Raw genomic sequence first — 24,634 nt, forward strand, 5'->3', positions numbered from 1 at the left:
TTACTCGAATGCACTACTATGGGGTGCACCCGATCGTTCACCGCACTGTACTGCGAGGCTACCCGTGACAGCATTCTTCGCCCTGGCCACCAGTCTCCTCTGGGGCCTGGCCGACTTCGGCGGTGGTCTGCTGACCCGGCGCACTCCGGCACCCACGGTGGTGGTCGTCTCGCAGGCCGCCGCGGCGGCCGTGCTCGGCGCGATCGTGCTGGCCACGGGCGGCTGGAGCGAGGCCGGTCCGCGGCTGTGGTTCGCGTTCGCGGCGGGCCTGGTGGGCCCCGTCGCGCTGCTCTGCTTCTACAAGGCGCTGGCCCGCGGCCCGATGGGGGTCGTCTCCCCGCTCGCCACGCTGAGTGTCGCCGTCCCGGTCGGGGTCGGCCTGGTCCTCGGCGAGCGGCCGGGACTGCTCCAGGTCGCGGGCATCGCCGTCGCCGTCTCCGGTGTCGTCCTCGCGGGCGGACCGCAGCTCAGGGGCGCCCCGGTGCAGCGGCAGACGATCCTGCTCACGCTGATCGCCGCCCTCGGCTTCGGCACCGTGTTCGCCCTCATCACCGAGGCCTCGACCACCGTCACCGGCCTGTTCCTCGCGCTGTTCGTGCAGCGGTTGACCAATGTCGCCGTGGGCGGCGCGGCGCTGTACGTGTCGGTGCAACGTGGCGGGGCCGCCCTCCCGGAGGGCGGCTTCCCGTGGGCCTCGCTGCCGGCGCTCGCCTTCGTCGGGCTCGCGGACGTCGCGGCCAACGGCACGTACTCGGTCGCCGCCCAGCACGGTCCGGTGACCGTGGCCGCGGTGCTCGCCTCGCTCTACCCGGTGGTGACCGCCCTGGCGGCGCGCGGCTTCCTCAGGGAACGGCTGCGGGCGGTCCAGGCCGCCGGCGCCGGGCTCGCCCTGCTGGGCACACTGCTCCTGGCCACCGGCTGAAGCGGCATCAGCCCTGCCCCCTCTGGGGTCTCAGCCTTCGGCCTCGAGCTCGGCGAGGCGCGGAGCGTCCTCCCCGGTGACCGGCTCCAGGGCCGCCAGCGCCCGCAACTGCTCCGGGGTGATCCCGTCCGGAATCGGCACCGGAGCGGGCGTCCGCAGCGGGGGCTGCCAGCCCTCGTCGGGCGTCCAGCGCCGTACGACCCGTGCGGGCGCCCCCGCGACCACGGCATGGTCGGGCACCGTCCCGCGGACCACCGCGCCGGCCGCCACCACCACGTTCCGGCCGATCCGCGCGCCCGGAAGGATCACCGCTCCCGTCCCGATCCAGCACCCGGGCCCGATCTCCACCGGCTCCATCCGCGGCCACTGCCTGCCGATGGGCTCGTGCGGATCGTCGTACGAGTGGTTCGTGGACGTGACATAGACGTACGGCCCGAAGTAGCAGTCGCGGCCGATGGTGACCGTCGTGTCGGCGATGACGTGGCTGCCGCGGCCGAGGACGACTCCGTCGCCGATGCGCAGGATCGGGTCGGGGCCGAGGTCGAGGTCGGGCATCAGGCCCGCGGTCAGCGTGACCTGTTCGCCGATGATGCAGCAGGCGCCGAGGTGGATCCAGGGTTCGCCGAAGACCGTGCCGAGCGGGAAGGCCAGCCGGGTGCCCGCCCCGATCGCACCGAAGCGCAGCCGTCCGGGGTGTTCGGCGGTGACGGAAGCCGTGCGCTGCACCCAGGCCCAGCCCGCGTGCACGGCGCGCTGGACGAGTCGGCGCCGCCAGGTGGAGAACGAGAACGTGTTCTTGGGCTTGGGCACCCGCTCACCGTACTCAGCGTGCGCCGTCCCCATGCGGCCGGGCCGCTGTGATCTTCGCCCCACCGGGTGGCGTACGGTGCGGGGGTTACGTCGGACAGGAGGAGACGGTGATGACGCGGCAGGCGCTGATCGTGGGCATAGGCGGCAGGGAACCGAGCATCGGCGAGGAGACGTTCGTGGCGCCCACCGCGTCCGTGATCGGCGACGTGACGCTGCTGCCGGGCGCCAGCGTCTGGTACGGCGCCGTGGTGCGCGGTGACGTCGAGCGGATCACCGTCGGCGGATGCGCCAACATCCAGGACAACGCCACGCTCCACGCCGACCCCGGGTTCCCCGTCACCGTCGGGGAACGGGTGTCCGTCGGCCACAACGCCGTCGTGCACGGGGCGACCGTCGAGGACGACTGCCTGATCGGCATGGGCGCGACCGTGCTCAACGGGGCGGTGATCGGGGCGGGATCACTGGTCGCCGCGAGCGCGCTGGTGCCGCAGGGGATGGTGGTGCCGCCGGGGTCACTGGTGGCGGGCGTACCGGCGAAGGTGAAGCGGGAGCTGTCGCAGGAGGAGCGGCAGGGCGTCACGCTGAACGGCACGATGTACGCGGAGCTGGCGAAGGCCCACCGCGAGGTGCATCAGTAGGCGGTACGGGGCCCGTACAGCCGTCGGTCCGTCGGGCGGGTGCGGCTCACTCCCCGGCGGCCACGGGCTCCGGCTCCGGCTCCCGCCGCTGTGCCTCGGCCTTCTTCGCCCTGCGCTTGAGCATCAGCAGGGACGTGGCGCCGACGAGCACCGCCACCACCAGGCCCAGCCACGAGAAGCGCTTGAGCCAGTCCTCGGCGACGATGCCGACGTAGTAGACGACCGCGGTGGTGCCCCCGGCCCAGCAGATGCCGCCGAGGACGTTGGCGATCAGGAACTTCCAGTACGGCATCTGGAGCACGCCCGCGAGCGGGCCGGCGAAGATGCGCAGCAGGGCGACGAAGCGGCCGAAGAACACCGCCCACATGCCCCACTTCTCGAAGGACCGCTCGGCCGTGGCCACGTGCCCCTCGCCGAAGTGCCGGGGGAACTTCTCGCCGAGCCAGGTCAGCAGCGGGCGTCCGCCCTTGCGGCCGATGGCGTAGCCGATGGAGTCGCCGACGACGGCGCCGACGGTCGCGCATGTGCCGAGGATCACGGGGTTGACGCCCGTGTGCTGCGAGGAGAGCAGCGCCGCCGAGACCAGGACGATCTCGCCCGGCAGCGGGATGCCCAGGCTCTCCACACCGATGACGAGGGCCACCACGGCGTAGACCGCGACCGCGGGGACCGTGTCGAGCCATTCCTGGACGTGCAAAGCCGGTTCCTCCCTGGTCGCTTCGTAGCCAGTCGGGACGTCGCCCGATCGGCGCGCCCACAGGAAGGCTACCTGCTCACCGGCGAAGGGCAGCCGGCCCGTGCACCCGCGCGATCACCTCGCCATTTCGCCCGTTCCGCCCGGCTCGGGAGTGAACTCGCAGAAACCGTCGGTGCACATCCCGACGCCCTCCAGCACCTCGTCGCTCTCCCAGTCCGCCTGCTCGCGCAGGACGCGCTCGAACTCCTCGACATCCCGGGCGCCCGAGATCGTCGTATGCCCGTTGATCACGAAGTAGGGCACGCCACGGATGCCCAGCTCGTGGGCTTCGTGCTCGTCGGCGCGGACCTCGGCGGCGAACCGGTCGCCGGAGAGGACGGCATCGACGTCCTCCGCCGCGAGGCCCGACTCGACGGCCATCCGGCGCAGGGCCTCCGGATCGCCGATGTCCTGGCCTTCGGTGAAGTAGCCGCGGGAGAAGCGCTCCTCCGCCTGATCGCCCAGGCCCTTGCTGTCGGCCAGGTGCAACAGGCGGTGGGCGTCGAACGTGTTGCCCGGCTTGGCGATGCGCCACCGGAAGTCCAGACCCACCCGGGCCGCCTCGCGCTGCTCCTGCTCCAGCACGGCCAGGGCCTGGGCGGGGCTGAGCCCGTACATGCGGGAGAGCATGTCGGGCAGCGGCACTCCGTAGGACCGGGGAGCGTCGGGGTTGAGCTCGAAGCTGTGCCACTTGACCTCGACTTCGATCCCGGTCTTCTCCAGGGCCAGTTCGAGCTTGCGCTTGCCGATGTAGCAGAAGGGGCAGATCACATCGGACCAGATGTCGATCTTCATCCCTCAATCGTCCCCGCGCCCAAACCCGGTCGCGACCGCGGGCCCTGCCACGGCGCTCCGCCCCGCCTGCTCAGCCGTTCGGCCGTAGGGTCCACACCACCGTCATCTCGCCCGTCACGGCTCCGTCCTCGCGCCGGATCTCGATCGCCACCGGAAACTCCGGTCGGCCGCCGGCGTCGAGTTCCGCGACGACCTCGGCCGCGGGGCGGCCCAGCGTCGCCGTGGCCGTCACCGGGCCCATGGCGAGCTTCTTGTAGCCGATCTCGGCCCGCACCGCGAGCGGCACCGCGCGCGAGAGCTGCTCACCGAAGGCCGTGAGCACGATGGCACCGCTGGCGGACTCGGCCAGCGTGAACATGGCACCGGCGTGGGGCCCACCGATGTGGTTGTGGTAGTCCGGCTGGTCCGGCAGCCGGAGCACGGCACGCTCCGGGGTGACCTCGACGAACTCCAGGTTCAGGGTCCGCACCATCGGGACAGCGGTGGCCAGCATTTCGCCCATCGAGGCGCTTTCAACGGTCATGGAGCGAGATGTTACCGACGAGTAGCCGTGCTGGCCACCCCGCCAGAGGGCACTGTGACGACCGCCGACGCCTCAACCGATGCCGAAGGCTCCCTCGGGGGGCTCGGGTGACGGCTGGGCGTCCTCGTCCCCTACCGGGCGGGCGTCGCCGATGAAGTCCCGTAGCGCCGCTGCGTGTTCGACGCGGGCCGGGAAGGCGTCGGAGGCGGTGCGACGGGACAGCGCGGCCGTGTCGAGGGGGCGGTGCGAGGCGACGAGGACCGCGTTGCCGAACCGGCGGCCGCGCAGCACGCCCGGCTCGGCGATCAGCGCGAGCTCCTCGAACACGGCGGCGAGCGTGGCGAGTTGGGAGCGGAGGAAGGCGAACGGCGCGGCGTCGGGCAGGTTGGCCAGGTAGACGCCGTCGGCGCGCAGCACGCGCTCGGCCTCGCGGGCGTAGGTGAGCGAGGTGAGGTGCGCCGGGACCCGGGAGCCGCCGAAGACGTCGGCGATCAGCACGTCCGCGGCGGCGTCCGGGGCGGCCTCCAGCCAGGCGCGGGCGTCCGCGGTGTGCAGCGCGATGTCGGCGCCGTCCGGGAGCGGAAGGTGCTCGGTCACCAGCGCGAGCAGCCCACGGTCGGCGTCGACGACGTCCTGCCGTGAGCCCGGCCGGGTCGCCGCCACATACCGGGGCAGGGTGAGGGCGCCCCCGCCGAGGTGCACCACGGACACCGGACGGCCCGGCTCCCCCACGGTGTCCAGGACGTGGCCGAGCCGTCGGGCGTACTCGAATTCCAGATGCGCCGGCGCGTCCAGATCGACGTACGACTGCGGCGCCCCGTCGACCGTCAGCAGCCACGCCCGCTCGCGGTCGACGTCGGGCATCAGCTTGGCGGTCCCGTGATCGACGGTCCTGGTCACGGGTATGGGCTCGTTCACAGGTCCATTGTGCCGTCGGCGGCAGGGGTGTCCGCCCCCGTCACGGAGGTGGACACCCCGGCCGCTCAGCCGACCGACGTCACCGTGCCCGCGCCGACCGTCCGGCCGCCCTCACGGATCGCGAAGCCGAGGCCGGGCTCGAGCGGGACCTCGCGGCCCAGGTCGACCGTGATCGTGACCGTGTCCCCGGGGCGCGCGACCGCCGTTTCGCCCAGGTCGACGTTCCCGACCACGTCCGCGGTGCGGATGTAGAACTGCGGCCGGTAGCCGGTCGACACCGGGGTCGTACGGCCGCCCTCGCGCGCCGACAGGACGTACACGCGCGCGGAGAAGCGACGGCTCGGCACGATGCTGCCGGGCGCCGCGACGACGTGCCCGCGCCGGACCGCGTCCCGCGGCACCCCGCGCAGCAGCAGCGCCACGTTGTCCCCGGCCTGCGCCTCCTCCATCGGCCTGCCGAAGGTCTCCAGACCGGTGACGACGGTCTCGACGCCGGCGCCGAGCACGTCGATCCGGTCACCCACCCGCACCGTGCCGCGCTCCACCGCGCCGGTGACGACCGTGCCCCGGCCGGTGATGGTGAGCACGTTCTCCACGGGCAGCAGGAACGGCGCGTCCAGGTACCGCTCCGGCATGGGCACGTACGTGTCCACCGCGTCCAGCAGCGCCTCGATCGAGGCCGTCCAACGCGGGTCCCCCTCAAGGGCCTTGAGCCCGGAGACCCGTACGACGGGTACGGCGTCGCCCCCGTAGCCCTGCGCGGAGAGCATCTCCCGGACCTCCAGCTCCACGAGGTCGGTCAGCTCCTCGTCGCCCGCGTCGGCCTTGTTGAGGGCGACGACGATGTGGTCGACGCCCACCTGCCGGGCGAGCAGCACGTGCTCCGCCGTCTGCGGCATGATCCCGTCGAGCGCGGAGACGACGAGGATCGCCCCGTCGAGCTGCGCCGCGCCGGTGACCATGTTCTTGACGTAGTCGGCGTGGCCCGGCATGTCCACGTGCGCGTAGTGCCGGGTGTCGGTCTCGTACTCGACGTGCGCGATGTTGATGGTGATGCCGCGCGCCGCCTCCTCGGGGGCCCGGTCGATGCGGTCGAAGGGCACGAACGTGCCGGAGCCGCGCTCGGCCAGCACCTTGGTGATGGCGGCGGTCAGGGTGGTCTTGCCGTGGTCGACGTGGCCCATCGTGCCGATGTTCAGATGCGGCTTGGTGCGCACGTACGCCGTCTTGGGCATGGCTGTACCTCGAAGCCTCGTATCAGGTGGAACGAGTGGAAGCGGGACCCCGAGGACTGAACCGACCCTCCCCCTGCGGGGCCCGCCGGTCGATCCGGAGAGGGTCAGCTTCGGGCGCCGTCGACGGCCACGACGATCGGAACGATCGTGACGGCAGCCTTCGGAGCATCCGCTACCGCGGATGCTGCGAGGACGAAGGCGTGCCGGAACATGACGCCGATCATCGCCGACGCAATGTCCCACGTCGAATGGTTTTCCGCCGTGCCCGAGACGGGCGTACGGCGATCAGACACCTCCGTCGGTTAGGGTCGCCGGATGCTCGATGCCACCACCCGCTCTGGGGGCACCGCCACGGCCTCTCCCCGGGCCGCCGCCACGGAGCTCACCGTCGCCGCACCCGCGACGGCGCCTGTCCCTGCCGCCCCGCGCCTCGCGACGCGCTGCACGCGCGCGTTGCTGTCGCCCTGGTCTCGGCTGTCCCTTCTCGTGACGCTGCTCGCGGCGGCCGCGGCGGCGGTGCTGTTGTTCGAGCCGCAACGGTTCCTGACGCACGGCTGGCCGCCGCACCTGGGCGGGACCGCGGCGGCGGTGGTGTTCGCGGTGGCGTACGGGCTGTGCACGGTGGCGTTCGTCCCGCGACCGCTGCTGACGGTGGCGGCCGGCGCCCTGTTCGGCTCCCAGCTCGGGCTCGGCACGGCGCTGGCGGGCACGGTGCTCGGGGCGGGGATCTCCTTCGGTCTCGGCCGTGTGCTCGGCCAGGACGCGCTGCGCTCGCTGCTGCGCGGCCGCTGGCTGAAGGCGGCCGACCTGCAGCTGAGCCGGCACGGCTTCCGCTCGATGATGCTGGCGCGGCTGTTTCCCGGTGTGCCGTTCTGGGCCGCGAACTACTGTGCCGCGGTCTCCCGCATGGGCTGGCTGCCGTTCCTGCTGGCGACGGCGCTCGGCTCGGTTCCGAACACCGCCGCGTACGCCGTCGCGGGCGCCCGCGCCTCGGCACCGACGTCGCCCGCCTTCCTGATCGCGATGGCGGGCATCGCCGTACCGGCCCTGGTGAGCGCGGTGGTGGCCTGGCGCAAGCGGCACCATCTGCGCCGACGGTGACCGGTCGGCGCACCGCTGCCCTTTTCTGAGCCCGCCAACAGCCCTTCGGACAGCGGGATTGCGGCCAACCCCTGTGAGTTTCCTGTGCGTCACGCCCGATACGCTGCCTGGGTCGCGTGATCACGCCATCCCTCACAGCAGTTGGACGCCGCACCTCCATGTCTTGGTTTGAATCCCTCGTCCTCGGACTCGTCCAGGGGCTGACAGAGTTCCTCCCCGTCTCCTCCAGCGCGCATCTGCGGCTGACCGCGGCCTTCTCCGGTTGGCAGGACCCGGGCGCGGCCTTCACGGCGATCACGCAGATCGGCACCGAGGCCGCGGTGCTGATCTACTTCCGCAAGGACATCGGGCGAATCGTTTCGGCCTGGTTCCGGTCGCTGTTCGACAAGGCGATGCGCGGGGACCACGACGCGCAGATGGGGTGGCTGGTCATCGTCGGCTCCATACCCATCGGCGTCCTGGGCGTGACGCTCAAGGACCAGATCGAGGGGCCGTTCCGCGATCTGCGGGTCACCGCCACCATGCTGATCATCGTCGGCGTGGTCATCGGCATCGCCGACCGCATGGCGGCCCGGGACGAGACGGGTGGGCGGCACCGGACGCCCAAGCAGCGCAAGACGCTCGGGAACCTGAACGTGAAGGACGGTCTGGTCTTCGGCCTCTGCCAGGCCTGCGCCCTCATCCCCGGAGTCTCCCGCTCCGGCGCCACGATCAGCGGCGGCCTGTTCATGGGCTACCAGCGCGAGGCAGCCGCCCGGTACTCCTTCCTGCTCGCGATTCCGGCCGTACTCGCCTCCGGGGTCTTCGAGTTGAAGGACGCGGTGGGAAGCGGCTATGTCGCGTGGGGACCGACGCTCTTCGCGACGGTGATCGCCTTCGCGTCGGGGTACGCGGTGATCGCCTGGTTCATGAAGTGGATCTCCAACAAGAGCTTCATGCCGTTCGTGTGGTATCGCGTCGCCCTCGGCTTCGTCATCATCGCGCTGGTGACGGCGGGCGTGCTGAGCCCGCACACGGCGGAATCGGCCGGCTGACCGGACGGGATCCGGCCCGCGACCGGACCCCCTCGCGCTCATAGGTGTAGCCAAGTGGTAGCGCAGTGTCAGTGCTTGCCCCTAGGCTTGTCCGCATGTTCCCCGGTTCCGTGCCCTCTGGGCCCTCTGGTTCCGCGCGGTCTGCCGCAGAGTTGAACGAGCAGATCCGAGCGTTGTGGCTGCGTGCGGGCGGAACGCTGTCGGCCCAGGAGCGGACGGAGTACGAGCTGCTGGTGATCGAGTGGGCCGCCGCGATCCGCGGCCGGATCGCCGAGGCGGCCTGACATCCACGACCTCCGGCACCTCAGCGGCGTGGCTCCCCGCCGCGGGCTCGTCATCTTCCTGAGCGGCACGTCGAGTTCGGGCAAGTCGAGCATCGCGGCCGAACTGCTGCACGTGCTCGACGAGCCGTACTTCCACATGTCCGCCGACGCGTTCCACGCGATGCGCACCCGCAAGAAGTTCCCGCCGGACCGCCTCGACGAGATCCTGCACCGGACCTGGCAGGGCTTCCACCGCGCGATCGCCGGCATGGCCGGCGCCGGGAACAACGTCGTCGTCGACCATGTCCTGAGCGCCGACTGGCGGTTGGCGGACTGCCTCGCCGTGCTGGACCCGCGCGACGTCGTGTTCGTCGGCGTGCGCTGTCCCCTCGCGGAGCTGGAGCGGCGCGAGCGCGAGCGCGGGGACCGGCCGAGCGGGCTCGCGGCCCGGCAGTGGAAGCAGGTCCACGCCCACGGCGTGTACGACATCGAGTGCGACACGAGCCGCTCCGATCCGCTCGAATGCGCCCACCTGATCCGGGACTTCCTTCCCGGCAGGCCGGCCCCGACCGCGTTCGAGCGGCTGCGCGCCCGGGACTGAGTGCCTCGGACGAGCGGTGTCCGAAAAGTCGTGCGACGGATGACTCCTGACTCCCCGTAGAGCAGATGTAGGCCCCATCCGTACCGCCGCGCACCAACCCGCACACGCTTCGTCCTACTCACAAACCCACGAGGTAGTTGTGACTCTCCTCTCCGCACTCCGTCTTCACCGCCATCCGCGGTCGCGGGGGCGTCTCGCCATCGGTCTGCTGGCGCTCCTCGCCGGCACCCTGCCGAGTGTGACGGCCGATGCCGCCACTCCGCCCTCCGGATCGGTCAGCGACAGCAACCCCACGACCACGTGGAGCGCCGGCCCCTTCGCCACCCCGAACACCACCGGCACCACCGGAACGGTGAACTGCTCGGGCCCGCAGAGCTGCGACGACTACGCCCTGAACGTGTCGGTGCCCGCGGGATACGACGCCGGTCACAGCCTGCGCGTCGCCGCCAAGTGGGCCAACTCCGCAGCGGACTTCGACCTGTACGTCCTCGACAGTGCCGGGAACGAGGTGGCCGCCTCCGCCGGCTCAACCGACCCCGAGGCCGTGGTGCTGCCGGCCGTCACGGCGTCGTACACCGTGCGCGTGGTGCCGTTCAACCCGCTCGGCGAGAGCTTCGACGCCACCGCCTCCCTGGTCGCCAACCCGGTGAATCCCCCGCCGAGTACGGCCACCCCGCCGACGTACGCGAACTCCTCGGCGCCCGACAGCATCGCGGACGCGCACAACGCCGGGGAACCCTCGATCGGCGTCAACCGGGCGAGCGGCGCCGCGATGTTCCAGGCGTACACATCGACGCTCAAGGTGACCTACGACAGCGTGGGCAACGCCACCTGGCAGGACAAGAGCGCGAGCGCGGCCAACGGCTGCCCGCAGGGCAGCACCACCAGCCTCGACCCGATCCTGTTCACCGACCCGGACACCCACCGCACCTTCGAGTCGCAGCTCGCCGGCAAGACCGCGCTGACCTGTTTCACCGACAACGACGGCGACACGTGGACACCGACGGGCGGCTCGGGCATCAACTCCGGGGTGGACCACCAGACCATCGGCGGCGGCCGCTTCGCCCCGGGCGGCCCTGGCCCGATCACGTCGTACCCCAACGCCGTCTACTACTGCTCCCAGGACATCGCCGACGCCTCCTGCGCGGTGAGCCGTGACGGCGGTCTGTCGTACGGGCCCGCCGCGCCGATGTACTCGCTGCTGGACTGCGGCGGACTGCACGGCCATGTGAAGGTCGCCCCCGACGGCACGGTGTACGTGCCGAACAGGGGCTGCGGCGACAACCAGGGCATGGCCGTCTCCGAGGACAACGGGCTGTCGTGGACCGTCCGCAAGAACCCGTCCAGCTCCCCCGCCGACTCCGACCCGAGCGTGGGCATCGGGGCCGCCGGAACCGTCTACATGGGCTACCAGAACGGTGACGGCACCCCGCGCATCGGCGTCAGCCACGACAAGGGCAGGACCTGGCTGTACGACCAGAACGTGGGGGCCTCGCTCGGCATCAAGAACATCGTCTTCCCGGCGGTGACCGCGGGCGACGACAACCGTGCCGCCTTCACCTTCCTTGGCACCACCACGGGCGGCAACTACCAGGACGCCGACAACTTCAAGGGCGTCTGGCACCTCTACACAGCCACCACCTACGACGGCGGCCAGTCCTGGGTCACCGTCGACGCCACCCCCAACGACCCGGTCCAGAAGGGGTCGATCTGCACGGGCGGCACGACCTGCGGCAACGACCGCAACCTGCTGGACTTCAACGACGTCACGACCGACGCCCAGGGCCGCGTGCTCGCCGCCTACGCCGACGGCTGCACCGGTGCCTGTGCCACGGGCGGCGCGCAGAACTTCGACGCGCTGGCGTCCATCGCCCGGCAGTCCTCCGGCAACACGCTGTACGGCGCGTTCGACGCCGTGGTCGCCGGCTCGCACGCGAAGTCGGCCCACACGCACCTGAAGCCCACGTCCAAGGAGGCCCGTAAGTGAAGCCCTCGTCCCCGGCCGCCGTCCTGCTCGGCGCCGTCCTCGGCCTGGCAGCCCTCACCGGCTGCTCGGCCGCGGCCCGGCCCGGCGCCGAGCCCTCGGGCGCGACGCCGTACGCGGCCGGGCAGGCGCCGAGCGCCTCGGCCGGGGCGAAGGCCGCTCCGGCGGCGTCCGGGGGCTGTCCCACCGCCGCCTCGCTGCCGCTGCCCAAGGAGTTCCCGGCGGACCTGCCGGTGCCCGACGGCGCGGTCGTGACGTCGGTGGAGCACCGCAGCGGTGACCGCCTCGTGGTGAGCACCGTCGTACGGGGTGGCTTCCGGGCGGCCCTGTCGTTCCTGCAACACCGGCTCCCCAAGGCCGGATTCACGCCGAAGGACGGCGAGGTGGAGGAGGACGACGCCGAGTCCGACTTCTCCTCCGCCGCCGTCGACGGCCGCTGGGCCCTGCGGAAGATGCCCGACTGCAAGGGAGGCGTGTACCTGACGTACCTGACGTCCACCGCCTCCTGAACCGGCCGGACGGCCCTGCCCAGCCCCGTCGCCACCGAATCTCCCCGCCGGCCTCTTGGCTCCGTCCGTCCCGTGCCCAACACTGTGCCGATGACGCAGCGTGTGGAGCTCGCGATCGTGATGGACCGGCTGGCCGTGGACGGGCTGGTCACCGAGTACGCGGTGGCGGTGGACGACGGGGACTGGGCGGCGTACCGGAGGCTGTTCACGGTGGACGGGCGGGCGGACTACCGGTCCGCCGGCGGCATCGAGGGCGACGCGCGGCAGGTCGCGGACTGGCTCGCCGAGAGCCTGGCGCCGTTCGCCGTGCGACAGCATCTGGTCGTCAACCGGCGGGTGCGGTTCGGGGCCCTGGAGCAGGACGCCGGTGACACCGCCACGGTGCAGGCCGACTACGTCAGCCCGCTGCGGGCCGCCGGGAGCGGCGACGGTACCGGGGCACCCGACGTCGTGTGCGGCGGGCGGTACGCGTTCGGGCTGGTGCGGACGGCCGACGGCTGGCGGCTGCGCCGGGTCGTCGTCCAGGAGAAGTGGCGCCGCCTCGCGGGCGGGCCGCCCGCACCCGTGATCAACTGAGCCCACGCCCCCTGTCGAGCGGGCGTCCCGGCGCGCACACTGGAGGCAGCCGCTGGGTAGGAGGCGACGTATGAGGGTGCTGGACCACTGGCTCGTCACCCCGTGGCGGCGCTCCGTCGTCGCCGTCGTCGCGGGTGCCCTGCCGGTGCTCTCGTTTCCCGCGCCGTCCCTGTGGTGGTTCGCCTATGTCGCGCTGGTCCCGTGGATCCTGCTCGCCCGCACCGCCCCGACCGGACGGCGGGCGGCGTACGACGGCTGGCTCGGCGGCGCGGGCTTCATGCTGGCGATGCACCACTGGCTGCTGCCGAACCTGAACGTCTTCATCTTCGTGATCGCCGCGCTGCTCGGCGCGCTCTGGGCGCCGTGGGGATGGCTGGTGCGCCGGTTCCTCGGCGGGACGCCCTCTTTGGGGCGGTGCGCGGCCGCGCTGCTCGTGCTGCCGTCCGTCTGGCTGGTGGTGGAGCTCGTCCGGTCCTGGCAGGGGCTCGGCGGGCCCTGGGGCATGCTCGGCGCGAGCCAGTGGCAGGTGGAGCCGGCGCTGCGGCTGGCCTCGGTGGGCGGGGTGTGGCTGCTGAGCTTCCTGGTGGTGGCGGTGAACGTCGCGGTCGCCGTGCTGGTGGCCGTGCGGGAGTCCCGGATACCGGCGGTGGCGTCGCTCGCCGCCACGGCGGCCGCGACCTCGGCGGCGTGGGTCTGGTCACCGCGTCCCGACGTCGACGGCCGCGCGCGCATCGCCGTCGTACAGCCAGGCGTCGTCGACGGTCTGGCCAGCCCCTCCCGGCGCTTCGACCGCGAGGAGCGGCTCACCCGGGGCCTCGCCGGGCAGCACGTCGGCCTGGTCGTCTGGGGCGAGAGCAGCGTCGGATACGACCTCGGGAAGCGGCCCGACCTCGCGCGGCGGATCGCGGCGCTGTCCCGGGAGACCGGCGCGGACATCCTCGTCAACGTGGATGCGCGGCGCTCCGACCGGCCCGGGATCTACAAGAGCTCGGTGCTCATCGGCCCGGGCGGCCCGACCGGCGCCCGCTACGACAAGATGCGGCTCGTCCCCTTCGGCGAGTACATCCCGGCCCGCTCCGTGCTCGGCTGGGCGACCTCGGTCGGCAGGGCAGCCGGGGAGGACCGCAGGCGGGGCACCGAGCAGGTGGTGATGGACGTCGGGCACGGGCTGCGCGTCGGCCCGATGATCTGCTTCGAGACCGCCTTCCCCGACATGAGCCGGCACCTGGCGCAGGACGGCGCCGACGTGCTGCTCGGTCAGTCCTCGACGTCGACGTTCCAGGACAGCTGGGCCCCCGAGCAGCATGCGTCGCTGGCCGCGCTGCGTGCCGCCGAGACCGGCCGCCCGATGGTGCACGCGACGCTGACCGGAGTCTCCGCCGTCTACGGCCCCGGCGGACAGCGGCTGGGCCCGTGGCTGGGCACCGACGCGAGCACGGCCCGGGTGTACGAGGTGCCGCTGGCGCACGGCGTCACGCCGTTCGTCCGTTACGGCGACTGGCCGGTGGACGTCGCGCTGCTCGTGCTCGCCGGCCTGTGCGCCACCGAGGCCGTACGGACGCTCACGAGGCGGCGGAACGCTCCTGAACCTCACGCACCACCCGTTCACACAGATCGTGAGTCGCCAGCGCGTCACGGGCGCTGAGCGGCTTGCCGGCTCGCACGGCGTCGAGGAACGACAGCACCGCCTGCTCGATGCCGCGCTGCCGGGCCACCGGAACCCAGTCGCCGCGCCGCCGCACCGTCGGCTGCCCCTTGTGGTCGACCACCTCCGCGAGGTTGATCACCTGCCGCTTGGTGTCCTGCCCGGAGACCTCGAGGATCTCCTCCGCCGAGCCGCTGAGCCGGTTCATCGTGCCGAGCGCGGTGAATCCGTCCCCGGCGAGCTGGAGCACGACGTGGTGCACCAGCCCGCCCTCCACCCGGGCCCGCACGCTCACGTCATCGACCGGCCCCGGAACGAGAAACCGCAGCGTGTCGACGACGTGGATGAAGTCGTCAAGCACCAGCGTGCGCGCCTCCTCGGGGCGCCCTATGCGGTTCTTCTGCATCAGGATCAGCTCACGCGGATGCTCGGCACACTGCGCATAAGCCGGAGCGAAGCGCCGGTTGAAGCCCACGGCGAGGGAGACACCGCGCTCCTCGGCGAGCTCCACCAGCCGCTGGGAGTCGGCCAGTTCGTACGCCAACGGCTTGTCGACGTACGTCGGTACGCCCGCCTCCAGCAGCCGGGTGACGATCTCGGGGTGCACGGCGGTGGGGGCGTGCACGAAGGCGGCGTCGAGGTCCTGGGCGAGGAGGGCGTCCAGGCTCGGGTGCCGCCGCTCGGCCGGGACGCGCAGTTCGTCGGCGACCCGGGTGAGGGTCGCGGGTGTCCGGGTGTGCAGGTGCAGGTCGATGCCCGGCTGCACGCCCAGCACCGGCAGATACGCCTTCCGCGCGATGTCGCCGAGTCCGATGCAGCCGACCTTCACGTGCTCTCCCCTGGCCCTTGCCCAGCGCTTGTTCCGCCTGTTCCTTCCCGGAAGGATACGCAGGCGGCGGCCCGCGACGTCGTCGAAGCCGTGCAGGCCGGGGAGCACCTGGTGGGGCGCGGTGGAAAACTCCTGGCCCGCCGGGGCGAGTTGGGTGAGGATGCGGGCATGACGACCCAGCGCCGTGAACCCGCCCAGAACGCCGACGAACGCACCATGCTGGAAGGCTGGCTGGACTACCACCGCCAGACGCTCGCCCTCAAGTGCGAGGGCCTCACCGACGAGCAGCTGCGCACCGCGTCGGTGCCGCCGTCCGAGCTGTCGCTCATGGGGCTGGTGCGGCACATGGCGGAGGTGGAGCGGGGGTGGTTCCGCAAGGTGCTCGCGGACGACGATCCCGGGCCGCTCTACTGCAGCGAGGAGGACCCGGACGGCGAGTTCCACCTCACCGAGGCGGACACCTGGCCTCAGGCGTACGCGGACTGGCAGGCCGAGATCGCCGTGGCCCGGCAGCACGCCTCGGGCCTCGGCCTCGACGACCTCTCCAAGGGCCGGAGCCGGTTCACCGAGGAGCCGTTCAGCCTGCGCTGGATCTACACGCACATGATCGAGGAGTACGCCCGCCACAACGGCCATGCCGACCTGATCCGCGAGCGGCTCGACGGCGTCACCGGCGACTGACGTCAGCCTGGACGGGCCCCGGCCCCCCGTACGGTGTGGGAGTTCACCCGTGTGGGCCATCATCCGCCGCCGCTCCGTTCCCTGGCGGGGACCGACCCAGCAGAGTGGCGCGGGTGCATCGATCGACGACCACCGCAGCGCTCCTGGTCACCGTGGCCGTCTCGGCCCTCTCCGGCTGTGTGACCGTCCAGCGTCCGGCGACGCCGGGGGCTCCGCCGGACACGGCACCGACTCAGTCGTCGGCGCCCCGGCCGGACGGGAGTCCGCGGCCGCGGGTGGTGCGGGCGCCGGCGCGAGAGGCGCTGGAGATGGCGGGACCGTCCCGGCGGGCCGAGCGGGAACGGGCCGAACGGCCCGGGGACGGTGCCGGGGCCGGGGCGTCGGGCCGTCCGGCTGCCCCGCCGGTCACACATCGCCCGGCGCCGTCGCGGGTGCGTCCCGCTCCACAGCCGGACCGGGAGGTCCCGGGCCGGCCGCACGTCGCCGTACCCGACGTGGGCCGGCCCGGGCCCGGGAAGCCGGACTTGTGCGCGTTGGGCGAGAAGTACGGTGGCTGGCGGCCGGACAGCCCGGCGGCGGCGATCTGCGCGCGGGCATACAGGCATTGATCCGCGCGCGTGCGGGGACCGACGCCATGTCGGCGGCTATGTGGGCCGCTGACGGGGCGGTCCCCACTGCTCTCCGCCCGGCGATCCCCCCTCGCGCAACCGCAGCTCCAGCCGGCTGATCGCGGCTCGCACCCCGTCCGCGTAGCTGTCGTCGCCCAGCGCTCCCGCCGCGCCGCGGGCCCGGTTCAGGTGGACGCGGGCGGCCTCGGAGCGGCCCAGCTTGATGTAGTCGGCGGCAAGGTCGACATGCAGGGAGGGGCAGCGGCTGTGCACCGCCGCGGAGTCGCCCAGTTCCTCTGCGGCCGACAGCGCCCTCAGATCCCAGGCCAGTTCGTCCTCGGGATCGTCCTGCGTGTCCGCCAGGTAGTGCGCGAGCGTGCAGCGGTGCAGGGGGTCGCCGTCCTGTCCGATCTCCGCCCACAGGGCCAGCAGGCGGCGCCGGGCCTCCTCGCGGTCGCCGCCGTGGTGGAGCATGACGACCTGCCCGATCCGCGTCGGCAGGGACTCCGGCGCCGTCCGCTCCTGTCGCTCCGCCACCGCGTCCTCCGCGTACTCGGGGGCCCGCCCGGGGGCCTGTCCCTTCCGACGCTAACCGGCGGCCGCGGCAATCCCGGTCAGGCGGCCCCGTACGACACGGGGCCGGCCTTGCGGAGCGGAGGTCAGCCCAGGTTCGGGATCGTCCAGTCGATCGGCTCGTGGCCCTGACGGGCGACGGCCTCGTTGATCTGGGTGAAGGGGCGTGAACCGAAGAACTTCTTCGCGGACAGCGGCGAGGGGTGGGCGCCCTTGACCACGACGTGCCGGGTCTCGTCGATCAGGGGGAGCTTCTTCTGCGCGTAGTTGCCCCACAGGACGAAGACCGCCGGGTCGGGCCGGCCGGCCACCGCGCGGATCACGGCGTCGGTGAACTTCTCCCAGCCCTTGCCCTTGTGCGAGTTCGCCTCGCCGGCGCGCACGGTGAGCACCGCGTTGAGCAGCAGGACGCCCTGCTCGGCCCAGGGCATCAGATAGCCGTTGTCCGGGATCGGCGTGTCCAGCTCCGCCTGCATCTCCTTGTAGATGTTCCGCAGGGAGGGCGGCGTCTTCACACCGGGCCGCACCGAGAAGCACAGGCCGTGTCCCTGGCCCTCGCCGTGATACGGGTCCTGGCCGAGGACGAGGACCTTGACCTTGTCGTACGGCGTCGCCTCGAGCGCGGCGAAGACCTCCTCGCGCGGCGGGTAGACGGGGCCGCCCGCCCGCTCCCCCTCGACGAACTCGGTCAGCTCCTTGAAGTAGGGCTGCTGCAGCTCGTCGCCCAGAACCCCGCGCCAGGACTCGGGCAGCATGGCGATGTCGGTCACGTCAACGTCCTCACGGTGTGCGGTCACTTGCAGATCTCCGAAACTACAGGCGACCACTGACAATCGGTCCCGCGGACCGTGTCACCAGCTGGTCTTGCGGTGCAGCTCCCACATCATCATGATCGTCGACGGGTCGAGCGCGCGCTCGCCGCCCGAGATGTCGTCGCTGGCGGCCACGTACTGCCGTCCCTGCCACAGGGGCAACAGCCGCGCGTCGTTCACCAGGATCTGCTGGGCCTCCTTGAACTGCTTCACGACGTCGGCGCGGTTGCTCACCTGACGCGACTCGGGCAGCAGCTTGTCGGTGATCTTCGGCACCGGGTACGGCGTGCCGAGCGCGTTCTGCTCACCGACGAACGGGGCGATGAAGTTGTCCGCGTCGGGGAAGTCGGGAAACCAGCCGCGCCCGAACACCGGGTACTCGCCCTTCTGGTAGCCCACCACATAGGTCTTCCAGGGGCGGCTCTTCAGGGTGACGGTGAACAGGCCGGAGCGCACCAGCTGGGACTTGAGCTCCTGGAACTCCAGGGCGGTCTCGGAGCCGTAGCGGTCGGTCGTGTACCAGAGGGTCAGCGGGACGCGCTGGGTGATGCCCGCCCCGGTGAGGATCTTACGGGCCTTGGAGACGCTGGGCTCGCCGAAGTCGTCGAAGAAGCCGGTGGAGTGGCCGGTCAGGCCGTTCGGGACCATGGAGTACAGCGGGTCGACCGTGTCCTTGTAGACCTTGTGCGCGATCGCGCCGCGGTCGACGACCTGCGCCACGGCCTTGCGGACGGCGGTCTTCCTGGCCCACGGGTCCTTGGGGTTGAACACCAGGTAGCTGATGTCCATGCCGGCGCCGTCCACCAGCTGCACGTTCGACGAGTCGTGCCCCTGCAGGGCGAGGATGTCGTCGGCGGCGAGACCGCGGTAGGTCACGTCGATCTGCTTGGCGCGCAGCGCCTTGACCATGGTGGTGGAGTCCTGGAAGTAGCGGATCGTCACCGCGTCGTTCTGCAGCTTGGCGAAGCCCTGGTAGTGCTCGTTGCGCACCAGTTCGGCCTTCCTGCCGTCCTGGTACGCCGCGAGCGTGTAGGGCCCGGAACCGAAGACCTTGCCGTCCTTGCGCAGCGACTTGGCGGGGTAGTCGCGGGGGTCCACGATGGACATGGCAGGGGTTGCGAGCACGAACGGGAAGGTGGCGTCGGGCTTGTTGAGGTGGAAGACGACCTCGCTGTCGCCGCGCGCCTGCACGTGGTCGAGGCTGCCGAGCAGTCCGGCGGGGCCGCCGGGGGCGTTGATGCTCCTGATGCGGTCGATCGAGTACTTGACGGCCTGCGCGTTCAGCGCGTGCCCGTCGGCGAACGTCATGCCCGAGCGCAGCTCGCACCGGTAGGTGCGGTTCGCGTTGTCGATGAAGCCGCAGCTGGCGGCGGCGTCGGGCTGGGGTGAGGTCGCGCCGTTGGGGTAGGCGAGGAGGGTCTGGTAGATGTTCCGGAACAGCTCCCACGAGCCGTCCCAGGAGGCGGCGGGGTCCAGCGTGCTGGGGGCGCTGGTGGTTCCGACGACGATGGGCACCTTGCTGTCCGGGTCATCGTCGGAAAAGACGCCGCATCCGGCCACCAGGGATATGGAGGCGACCGCCGCCAGTCGCTTGAGGCTTCGGTTCCGGTTGAACACGCGCACGCTCCTCGATCTGCCATACCAAGGGTCGGCAGACGATACCGCAGGGCTCCGGCGGCTGAACCTCCCCGGAAACAGGGGTTGTTGATCAATTTCGGCATGACGACGTTGTCACCCGCCGCTCGGATCGCCTGTCGCGAAACTGCTCCTGTTTTGTCCGGCGCACCCCTTGTCCGACAGAACTTTTCCCGGACAACGCCTCGGGCGCCGACCCCCGTGCGGGGAACGGCGCCCGAGGCGGTCGGGCCGGACGGCCGGACCAGGCGATCACACCGGGCGGTCAGGCGACGCCGGCGTTCAGGAAGATGCCGCCGTCGACGACGAGCGTCTGCCCGGTGACCCAGTCGGACTGCTCCGAGGTGAGGAACGCGGCGGCGCCGCCGATGTCGGACGGCACACCGAGCCGGCCGAGCGGGTAGGCAGCGGCGGCCTCCGCCTCCCTGCCCTCGTACAGCGCCTGCGCGAACTTGGTCTTCACCACGGCCGGGGCGATCGCGTTGACCCGCACCCGGGGCGCGAACTCGTGCGCCAGCTGCTGGGTCAGGTTGATCATCGCGGCCTTGCTGACGCCGTACGCGCCGATGAAGGGCGAGGGCGCGAGGCCCGCGACCGAGGCGATGTTGACGATCGCGCCGCCGTTGTCCTTCTGCCAGGCGTGCCAGGTCTTCTGGGCGAAGCCGAGCGCCGAGATCACGTTGGTCTCGAACACCTTGCGGGCGACGCTCAGGTCAAGGTCGGCCATGGGCCCGAACACCGGGTTCGTACCGGCGTTGTTGACCAGGAAGTCGACGCGGCCGAAGGCCTCCATGGTGCGCTCGACGGCCTCGGCCTGGTGGTCCAGGTCGTGCGCCTTGCCGGCGACGGCGATGACCCGGTCGGAGCCGAGCTTCTCGACGGCCTCCTTGAGGGCCTCCTCGCCTCGGCCGGTGATGCAGACGCGGTCGCCGCGCGCGACGAGCGCCTCGGCGATGCCGTATCCGATGCCGCGGCTGCCGCCCGTGACGAGGGCGGCCCTGCCGGAGAGTGCGGGCAGTTCAGTCATGTTCGTGATCCCTGTGTTTCAGCTAGTCGAGCGGTCCGCCGGCGACGTACAGCACCTGACCCGAGACGAAGCCGGCGCCCTCGCCGGTGAAGAAGGCGATGGTGTTCGCGATGTCCTCGGGCTCGCCGACCCGCTGCACGGGGATCTGCGTGGCGGCCGCGGCCTTGAAGTCGTCGAAGCCCATACCGACGCGCTCGGCGGTGGCCTTGGTCATCTCGGTGGCGATGAAGCCGGGGGCGACCGCGTTCGCCGTGATGCCGAACTTGCCGAGCTCGATGGCCAGCGTCTTGGTGAGGCCCTGCAGACCGGCCTTGGCGGCCGAGTAGTTGGCCTGGCCGCGGTTGCCCAGCGCGGAGGACGAGGACAGGTTGACGATCCGCCCGAAGCCCGCGTCCACCATGTGCTTCTGGACGGTCTTGGTCATCAGGAACGAGCCGCGCAGGTGCACGTTCATGACGGTGTCCCAGTCGGACGCCGACATCTTGAACAGCAGGTTGTCGCGCAGCACACCCGCGTTGTTGACGAGGATGGTCGGCGCGCCGAGCTCCTCGACGACGCGCGCGACGGCCGCCTCGACCTGCGCCTCGTCGGAGACGTCGGCGCCGACCGCGATGGCCTTGCCGCCGGCCGCGGTGATCTTCTCCACGGTGTCCTTGCAGGCGGCCTCGTCGAGATCGACGACCGCGACCGCGCGTCCCTCGGCGGCCAGTCGTACGGCGGTGGCGGCGCCGATACCGCGCGCTCCGCCGGTGACGACGGCGACCCGCTGATCAGTGGTGGACATTGCTGCTTCTCCTCGCCCTTGAGAATCCCGGGCCGCGGTGAGCGACCGCTTAGTACCTTCAGCAGACGTGACGCTAGAAGCCCTGGCACCCGGTGTCAACGGCCCACCGGGTGCGTGTGATCCATTACCTCACCAGGAGATCCAGCAACCGCTCCGTCTCGGCCGCCGGATCGGTGGTGAGCCCGGTGTGCACGGGACCGGGCTGCACGACCGTCGAGCGGGGCGCGATCAGCCAGCGGAAGCGCCGCCCGGCGTCGTCGTGGGCCGCCTGCCCGGCCGCCGGTCCCCCCGCGCACACGCCCTCCACCGCACCGAGCGCGGCCCGCACGCCGGCCACGTCCGCGTCCGGGTCGAGGGCCAGCAGCCTGGCCTCGTCGAGGTGGGTGCGCGCACCGATGTAAGCCTGGCCGCGGCAGTAGACGACCACGCCCGCGTTGATGCACTCGCCGCGCTCGACGCGGGGGACGACGCGCAGCAGGGCGTACTCGAAGATGTCGCGGCCGCCCCCCTGGCCCGCCCTGATGATGTGGCGCTCGGTCACTCGGCCTCCTCGATGCCGCTGATCTCGGTCACTTGGCGCTCTCGACGCCGTCGATGCGCTCGTGGATGACGGCGGCCCGCGCGAGCAGCGGCCGCGCGTAGGCCCGCCGGAGGTCGTCCGGGGTGTCGAAGCCGGGCTCGTCGGTCAGCCAGGCGTCGGGGATCTCGGCGGTCACCTCGGTGAGGAGTTCCGCGGTGACCAGGGGCGCCAACTCGGCCGCAGCGGCGGCGACATCGGGGGCGAAGCGGCTCAGGGCATGGTCCGAGGCGTCGTAGGGGCGGCCCGCGGAGGCCTCGGCGCCGGGCCAGTTGTGCTGCCAGATCATGGTCGCGCCGTGGTCGATGAGCCACAGCGCGCCCCGGTGCATCAGCAGGTTGGGGTTGCGCCAGGAGCGGTCGACGTTGTTCACCAGCGCGTCGAACCAGACGATCCGGCCGGCCTCCGCGGGGTCCACCGCGAAGGCGAGCGGGTCGAAGCCGAGGGCGCCGGAGAGGAAGTCCATGCCGAGGTTGGTGCCCCCGCTGGACCGCAGCAGCTCCTGCACCTCCCGGTCGGGCTCGCCGAGCCCCAGCACGGAGTCGAGCTCGATCGTCACCAGCCGGGGCACCCGGAAGCCGAGCCGCCGGGCCAGTTCCCCGCACACGACCTCGGCCACCAGGGTCTTGCGGCCCTGTCCGGCGCCGGTGAATTTCATGACGTACGTCCCGAAGTCGTCGGCCTCGACGAGCCCCGGCAGCGAGCCGCCCTCGCGCAGGGGCGTGATGTAGCGGGTCGCGATGACTTCCTTGAGCATCGCCCCAGGTTACTGGGGAGTCGGCGGGAGGGTGGCGCGGTGCGCCGTCGTCGGGGCGACGGCCGACGGCCTGAGGTGTGTCGCCGTTCGATCTCGAAGACGTCAAGATCTCGCCACCGTGTGAACAGGTCTCGCCCGCGGGCCGTACCCCTGGACGGATCACGAACAGCTCGTGCACGAACGGCTCGTGGAAGGGAACCCCCTCATGACCAGCGCATCGCCCAGCCCCGCAACGGGACCGGCCCGCCGTACCGTCGTGGCCGCGGCCGGAGCGGCGGGCATCGCCGCCGCGCTCACCGCCTGCGGTTCGAACTCGGACGACAAGTCGTCCGGCGCCGCCGGCGCCAGCGGCACCGCGCTCGCCAAGACCTCCGAGATCCCGGAGGGCGGCGGCAAGATCCTCGCGGACCACGGGGTGGTGGTCACGCAGCCGACGGCGGGCACGTACAAGGCCTTCTCGTCGAAGTGCACCCACCAGGGGTGCCAGGTGAGCGGCATCTCCAACGGCGTGATCACCTGCCCGTGCCACCACAGCGCGTTCTCCGTCGCGGACGGCAGCGTGAAGAAGGGTCCGGCGACCTCGCCGCTGCCGACCCAGAAGATCAAGGTGTCCGGGGACAAGATCGAACTCGCGTGAGCGACACCGTCCCGCAGCGGCGGGGCCGGAAGATCATGATGACGCCCGGCGAGCTCGACGCGTTCCTCACCGCCCAGCGCACCTGCCGGGTCGCCACCGTGTCCGCGGACGGCGGGCCGCACGTGAGCGCCCTGTGGTTCGCGTGGGACGGCACCTCGCTGTGGCTGTACTCGGTGGTGCGCAGCAGGCGCTGGGCGGAGCTGCGCAGGGATCCGCGCGTGGCGATCGTGGTCGACTCCGGTGAGGAGTACGACCAGTTGCGCGGCGTCGAGCTGTCCGGCACCGCGGAGTTCGTCGGCGAGATCCCGCGGACCGGCCTGCTGTGCGCGGAACTCGACGCTCCGGAGACCCAGTTCGCGCGCAAGTACTTCGGTCTGGAGGAGATGCCGTACGACGGTCGCCACGCCTGGATCCGGCTGACGCCGGCGAAAATCGTCTCCTGGGACTTCCGCAAGCTGGGCCCGCTGTAAGGCGGTTGGGCCGAGGGGACGCGTGAGGGCGGGTGCGGCGGTTCAGCCGATGATCGCGGCCGCCGCCCGCAGCGCCTGCACCGCCGCGCGGATCGACGGGCGGCGGTCGGCGTCGGCCCGCCAGACGGCGTAGACATGGCGGCGTACGCGCTGCTTGAACGGGACCGTGACGACGCCCGGGGGCACCGGCTGCCGGCCCAGCAGTGGTGCGATGCACACGCCCAACCCCGCCGCGACCAGGGCCAGTTGGGTGTGGGTCTCGGCGGCGCGATGGCCGACGATCGGCTCGATGCCCCGCGAGCGCAACGTGAAGATCAGCCACTCGTGGCAGAACTCGCCGTCGCCCCAGGTGATCCACTCGTCCTCGGCGAACTCCCCGAGGTCCACCTCGTCCCGGCCCGCGAGCCGGTGTCCGACGGGCAGGGCGACGTCGGCGGGGTCGTCCAGCAGGGGCGCCTTCACCAGGCCGTCCGGGACGGCCATCGGCTTGTTGTACCAGTCGAGGACGACGGCGAGATCGAGGTCGCCGCGGACGACTCCGGCGACGCCGCTCTCCGGCTCCAGCTCGCTGGAGCGCAGGCGCAGCGCCGGGTGCTCGGCGCGCAGGGTCGCGAGCGCGGTGGGAAACAGGCCGCGCGCGGCCGTCGGGAACGCGGACAGCCGCAGCTCGCCCACGACCTGCCCCCGGTGCGCCTCCAGGTCGGACTGGGCGAGCTCCACCTGGGAGAGGATCCGCGCCGCGTGCTCGGACAGCAGGCGCCCGGCGTCCGTGAGCCGCACGCCCCGCCCGTTCTTGGCGAGGAGCCGCTGCCCCGCCTCCCGCTCCAGCTTGCCCATCTGCTGCGAGACCGCGGACGTCGTGACGTGCAGCGCCTCGGCCGCGCCGCTGACCGAGCCGTACCGGGCGAGGGCATCGAGGGTGCGCAGGCGCTCGAGGTTCAACATGTAAGGGAT

28 protein-coding genes are annotated in these 24,634 nt (G+C 71.8%); 13 read left to right on the top strand and 15 right to left on the bottom strand.

What is annotated here, in order from left to right:
• The first annotated feature begins 64 nt into the window (after positions 1–64).
• The gene (locus ABZ910_RS18320) at positions 65–922 is read left to right on the top strand and encodes an EamA family transporter (protein ID WP_361365684.1); all 858 of its coding nucleotides are present in this window, start codon (positions 65–67) and stop codon (positions 920–922) included.
• 30 nt (positions 923–952) lie between these two features.
• Here ABZ910_RS18320 and ABZ910_RS18325 read toward each other — a convergent pair whose 3' ends face one another.
• Positions 953–1,765, bottom strand: a complete 813-nt coding sequence (locus ABZ910_RS18325) for an acyltransferase (protein ID WP_361365686.1) — start codon at positions 1,763–1,765, stop codon at positions 953–955.
• A gap of 77 nt (positions 1,766–1,842) precedes the next feature.
• Here ABZ910_RS18325 and ABZ910_RS18330 point away from each other — a divergent pair, with 77 nt between their 5' ends.
• Positions 1,843–2,370, top strand: coding sequence for a gamma carbonic anhydrase family protein (locus ABZ910_RS18330; RefSeq protein WP_361365689.1), 528 nt, complete (start codon positions 1,843–1,845; stop codon positions 2,368–2,370).
• A 46-nt stretch (positions 2,371–2,416) separates the two neighbouring features.
• Here the strand turns inward: ABZ910_RS18330 and ABZ910_RS18335 are convergent, their stop codons facing one another.
• The 5 genes from ABZ910_RS18335 to tuf form a co-directional block, all read right to left on the bottom strand.
• Positions 2,417–3,067, bottom strand: a complete 651-nt coding sequence (locus tag ABZ910_RS18335; protein WP_361365692.1) for a DedA family protein — start codon at positions 3,065–3,067, stop codon at positions 2,417–2,419.
• 114 nt (positions 3,068–3,181) lie between these two features.
• Positions 3,182–3,901 carry a DsbA family oxidoreductase gene (locus ABZ910_RS18340; RefSeq protein WP_361365695.1) on the bottom strand — a complete coding sequence of 240 codons (720 nt, stop codon included), beginning with the start codon at positions 3,899–3,901 and terminating at the stop codon, positions 3,182–3,184.
• 70 nt (positions 3,902–3,971) lie between these two features.
• Complete coding sequence (locus ABZ910_RS18345; protein WP_361365698.1) at positions 3,972–4,424, bottom strand: DUF4442 domain-containing protein; 453 nt, start codon at positions 4,422–4,424, stop codon at positions 3,972–3,974.
• A gap of 72 nt (positions 4,425–4,496) precedes the next feature.
• Positions 4,497–5,342, bottom strand: a complete 846-nt coding sequence (locus ABZ910_RS18350; RefSeq protein ID WP_361365701.1) for a fused MFS/spermidine synthase — start codon at positions 5,340–5,342, stop codon at positions 4,497–4,499.
• Between the two features lie 65 nt (positions 5,343–5,407).
• On the bottom strand, positions 5,408–6,577 hold the full coding sequence (gene tuf / locus ABZ910_RS18355) for an elongation factor Tu (RefSeq protein ID WP_361365704.1): 1,170 nt from the start codon (positions 6,575–6,577) through the stop codon (positions 5,408–5,410).
• 315 nt (positions 6,578–6,892) lie between these two features.
• Between tuf and ABZ910_RS18360 the strand changes: the two genes are divergently transcribed.
• The 8 genes from ABZ910_RS18360 to lnt all read left to right on the top strand — a co-directional run bounded on the left by ABZ910_RS18360 (position 6,893) and on the right by lnt (position 14,290).
• Positions 6,893–7,678: a VTT domain-containing protein gene (locus ABZ910_RS18360; protein ID WP_361365706.1), complete on the top strand. Its 786-nt coding sequence runs from the start codon at positions 6,893–6,895 to the stop codon at positions 7,676–7,678.
• A 158-nt stretch (positions 7,679–7,836) separates the two neighbouring features.
• Positions 7,837–8,712 (top strand): undecaprenyl-diphosphate phosphatase, encoded by an 876-nt coding sequence (locus ABZ910_RS18365; RefSeq protein WP_361365709.1) that lies wholly within the window; start codon positions 7,837–7,839, stop codon positions 8,710–8,712.
• A gap of 95 nt (positions 8,713–8,807) precedes the next feature.
• Complete coding sequence (locus tag ABZ910_RS18370; protein ID WP_361365712.1) at positions 8,808–8,996, top strand: hypothetical protein; 189 nt, start codon at positions 8,808–8,810, stop codon at positions 8,994–8,996.
• 28 nt (positions 8,997–9,024) lie between these two features.
• On the top strand, positions 9,025–9,576 hold the full coding sequence (locus tag ABZ910_RS18375) for an AAA family ATPase (protein WP_361365714.1): 552 nt from the start codon (positions 9,025–9,027) through the stop codon (positions 9,574–9,576).
• A 238-nt stretch (positions 9,577–9,814) separates the two neighbouring features.
• Positions 9,815–11,563 (top strand): sialidase family protein, encoded by a 1,749-nt coding sequence (locus tag ABZ910_RS18380; RefSeq protein ID WP_361365717.1) that lies wholly within the window; start codon positions 9,815–9,817, stop codon positions 11,561–11,563.
• Complete coding sequence (locus ABZ910_RS18385; protein ID WP_361365720.1) at positions 11,560–12,069, top strand: hypothetical protein; 510 nt, start codon at positions 11,560–11,562, stop codon at positions 12,067–12,069. Before ABZ910_RS18380 ends, ABZ910_RS18385 begins: the two co-directional genes overlap by 4 nt.
• A 90-nt stretch (positions 12,070–12,159) precedes the next feature.
• A complete protein-coding gene (locus ABZ910_RS18390) occupies positions 12,160–12,645 on the top strand; it encodes a nuclear transport factor 2 family protein (RefSeq protein WP_361365723.1) in 486 nt (161 codons plus the stop codon).
• 70 nt (positions 12,646–12,715) lie between these two features.
• Complete coding sequence (lnt, locus tag ABZ910_RS18395; RefSeq protein WP_361365726.1) at positions 12,716–14,290, top strand: apolipoprotein N-acyltransferase; 1,575 nt, start codon at positions 12,716–12,718, stop codon at positions 14,288–14,290.
• Here lnt and ABZ910_RS18400 read toward each other — a convergent pair.
• Complete coding sequence (locus ABZ910_RS18400) at positions 14,208–15,119, bottom strand: Gfo/Idh/MocA family oxidoreductase (protein ID WP_361365729.1); 912 nt, start codon at positions 15,117–15,119, stop codon at positions 14,208–14,210. The two genes, lnt and ABZ910_RS18400, sit on opposite strands and share 83 nt — an antisense overlap.
• Positions 15,120–15,287: 168 nt before the next feature.
• Here ABZ910_RS18400 and ABZ910_RS18405 point away from each other — a divergent pair, with 168 nt between their 5' ends.
• On the top strand, positions 15,288–15,800 hold the full coding sequence (locus tag ABZ910_RS18405; protein WP_361365732.1) for a DinB family protein: 513 nt from the start codon (positions 15,288–15,290) through the stop codon (positions 15,798–15,800).
• Positions 15,801–16,444: 644 nt separating this feature from the next.
• On the opposite strand, the gene ABZ910_RS18410 is transcribed toward ABZ910_RS18405, so the two are convergent.
• The 7 genes from ABZ910_RS18410 to ABZ910_RS18440 form a co-directional block, all read right to left on the bottom strand.
• The gene (locus ABZ910_RS18410; RefSeq protein WP_361365735.1) at positions 16,445–16,945 is read right to left on the bottom strand and encodes a hypothetical protein; all 501 of its coding nucleotides are present in this window, start codon (positions 16,943–16,945) and stop codon (positions 16,445–16,447) included.
• 122 nt (positions 16,946–17,067) lie between these two features.
• A complete protein-coding gene (ung, locus tag ABZ910_RS18415) occupies positions 17,068–17,751 on the bottom strand; it encodes a uracil-DNA glycosylase (protein ID WP_361365738.1) in 684 nt (227 codons plus the stop codon).
• Positions 17,752–17,832: 81 nt separating this feature from the next.
• Complete coding sequence (locus tag ABZ910_RS18420) at positions 17,833–19,410, bottom strand: ABC transporter substrate-binding protein (RefSeq protein ID WP_361365741.1); 1,578 nt, start codon at positions 19,408–19,410, stop codon at positions 17,833–17,835.
• A gap of 283 nt (positions 19,411–19,693) precedes the next feature.
• Positions 19,694–20,455, bottom strand: coding sequence for an SDR family oxidoreductase (locus ABZ910_RS18425; protein ID WP_361365744.1), 762 nt, complete (start codon positions 20,453–20,455; stop codon positions 19,694–19,696).
• A gap of 22 nt (positions 20,456–20,477) precedes the next feature.
• A complete protein-coding gene (fabG, locus tag ABZ910_RS18430; RefSeq protein ID WP_361365747.1) occupies positions 20,478–21,239 on the bottom strand; it encodes a 3-oxoacyl-ACP reductase FabG in 762 nt (253 codons plus the stop codon).
• Between the two features lie 124 nt (positions 21,240–21,363).
• Positions 21,364–21,780, bottom strand: coding sequence for a DUF3037 domain-containing protein (locus ABZ910_RS18435; RefSeq protein WP_361365749.1), 417 nt, complete (start codon positions 21,778–21,780; stop codon positions 21,364–21,366).
• A gap of 28 nt (positions 21,781–21,808) precedes the next feature.
• Positions 21,809–22,573 carry a HipA family kinase gene (locus ABZ910_RS18440; RefSeq protein ID WP_361365752.1) on the bottom strand — a complete coding sequence of 255 codons (765 nt, stop codon included), beginning with the start codon at positions 22,571–22,573 and terminating at the stop codon, positions 21,809–21,811.
• 205 nt (positions 22,574–22,778) lie between these two features.
• On the opposite strand from ABZ910_RS18440, the gene ABZ910_RS18445 reads away from it, so the two are divergent.
• Positions 22,779–23,210, top strand: coding sequence for a Rieske (2Fe-2S) protein (locus ABZ910_RS18445; protein ID WP_361365755.1), 432 nt, complete (start codon positions 22,779–22,781; stop codon positions 23,208–23,210).
• A gap of 35 nt (positions 23,211–23,245) precedes the next feature.
• On the top strand, positions 23,246–23,680 hold the full coding sequence (locus ABZ910_RS18450) for a pyridoxamine 5'-phosphate oxidase family protein (protein WP_361365861.1): 435 nt from the start codon (positions 23,246–23,248) through the stop codon (positions 23,678–23,680).
• Between the two features lie 42 nt (positions 23,681–23,722).
• Here ABZ910_RS18450 and ABZ910_RS18455 read toward each other — a convergent pair whose 3' ends face one another.
• On the bottom strand, positions 23,723–24,625 hold the full coding sequence (locus ABZ910_RS18455; RefSeq protein WP_361365758.1) for a LysR family transcriptional regulator: 903 nt from the start codon (positions 24,623–24,625) through the stop codon (positions 23,723–23,725).
• Between the last annotated feature and the right edge of the window lie 9 nt (positions 24,626–24,634).

The organism is Streptomyces sp. NPDC046805 (assembly GCF_040645355.1).
Lineage (GTDB): Bacteria > Actinomycetota > Actinomycetes > Streptomycetales > Streptomycetaceae > Streptomyces.

Bases quoted from the DNA above. Each gene is read 5' to 3' on its own strand.
- ABZ910_RS18325 (WP_361365686.1), bottom strand. From the start codon at position 1,765: ATGGGGACGGCGCACGCTGAGTACGGTGAGCGGGTGCCCAAGCCCAAG.
- ABZ910_RS18330 (WP_361365689.1), top strand. From the start codon at position 1,843: ATGACGCGGCAGGCGCTGATCGTGGGCATAGGCGGCAGGGAACCGAGC.
- ABZ910_RS18340 (WP_361365695.1), bottom strand. From the start codon at position 3,901: ATGAAGATCGACATCTGGTCCGATGTGATCTGCCCCTTCTGCTACATC.
- ABZ910_RS18345 (WP_361365698.1), bottom strand. From the start codon at position 4,424: ATGACCGTTGAAAGCGCCTCGATGGGCGAAATGCTGGCCACCGCTGTC.
- tuf (WP_361365704.1), bottom strand. From the start codon at position 6,577: ATGCCCAAGACGGCGTACGTGCGCACCAAGCCGCATCTGAACATCGGC.
- ABZ910_RS18360 (WP_361365706.1), top strand. From the start codon at position 6,893: ATGCTCGATGCCACCACCCGCTCTGGGGGCACCGCCACGGCCTCTCCC.
- ABZ910_RS18365 (WP_361365709.1), top strand. From the start codon at position 7,837: ATGTCTTGGTTTGAATCCCTCGTCCTCGGACTCGTCCAGGGGCTGACA.
- ABZ910_RS18370 (WP_361365712.1), top strand. From the start codon at position 8,808: ATGTTCCCCGGTTCCGTGCCCTCTGGGCCCTCTGGTTCCGCGCGGTCT.
- ABZ910_RS18390 (WP_361365723.1), top strand. From the start codon at position 12,160: ATGACGCAGCGTGTGGAGCTCGCGATCGTGATGGACCGGCTGGCCGTG.
- lnt (WP_361365726.1), top strand. From the start codon at position 12,716: ATGAGGGTGCTGGACCACTGGCTCGTCACCCCGTGGCGGCGCTCCGTC.
- ABZ910_RS18405 (WP_361365732.1), top strand. From the start codon at position 15,288: ATGACGACCCAGCGCCGTGAACCCGCCCAGAACGCCGACGAACGCACC.
- ABZ910_RS18425 (WP_361365744.1), bottom strand. From the start codon at position 20,455: ATGACTGAACTGCCCGCACTCTCCGGCAGGGCCGCCCTCGTCACGGGC.
- fabG (WP_361365747.1), bottom strand. From the start codon at position 21,239: ATGTCCACCACTGATCAGCGGGTCGCCGTCGTCACCGGCGGAGCGCGC.
- ABZ910_RS18440 (WP_361365752.1), bottom strand. From the start codon at position 22,573: ATGCTCAAGGAAGTCATCGCGACCCGCTACATCACGCCCCTGCGCGAG.
- ABZ910_RS18445 (WP_361365755.1), top strand. From the start codon at position 22,779: ATGACCAGCGCATCGCCCAGCCCCGCAACGGGACCGGCCCGCCGTACC.
- ABZ910_RS18450 (WP_361365861.1), top strand. From the start codon at position 23,246: ATGATGACGCCCGGCGAGCTCGACGCGTTCCTCACCGCCCAGCGCACC.
- ABZ910_RS18455 (WP_361365758.1), bottom strand. From the start codon at position 24,625: ATGTTGAACCTCGAGCGCCTGCGCACCCTCGATGCCCTCGCCCGGTAC.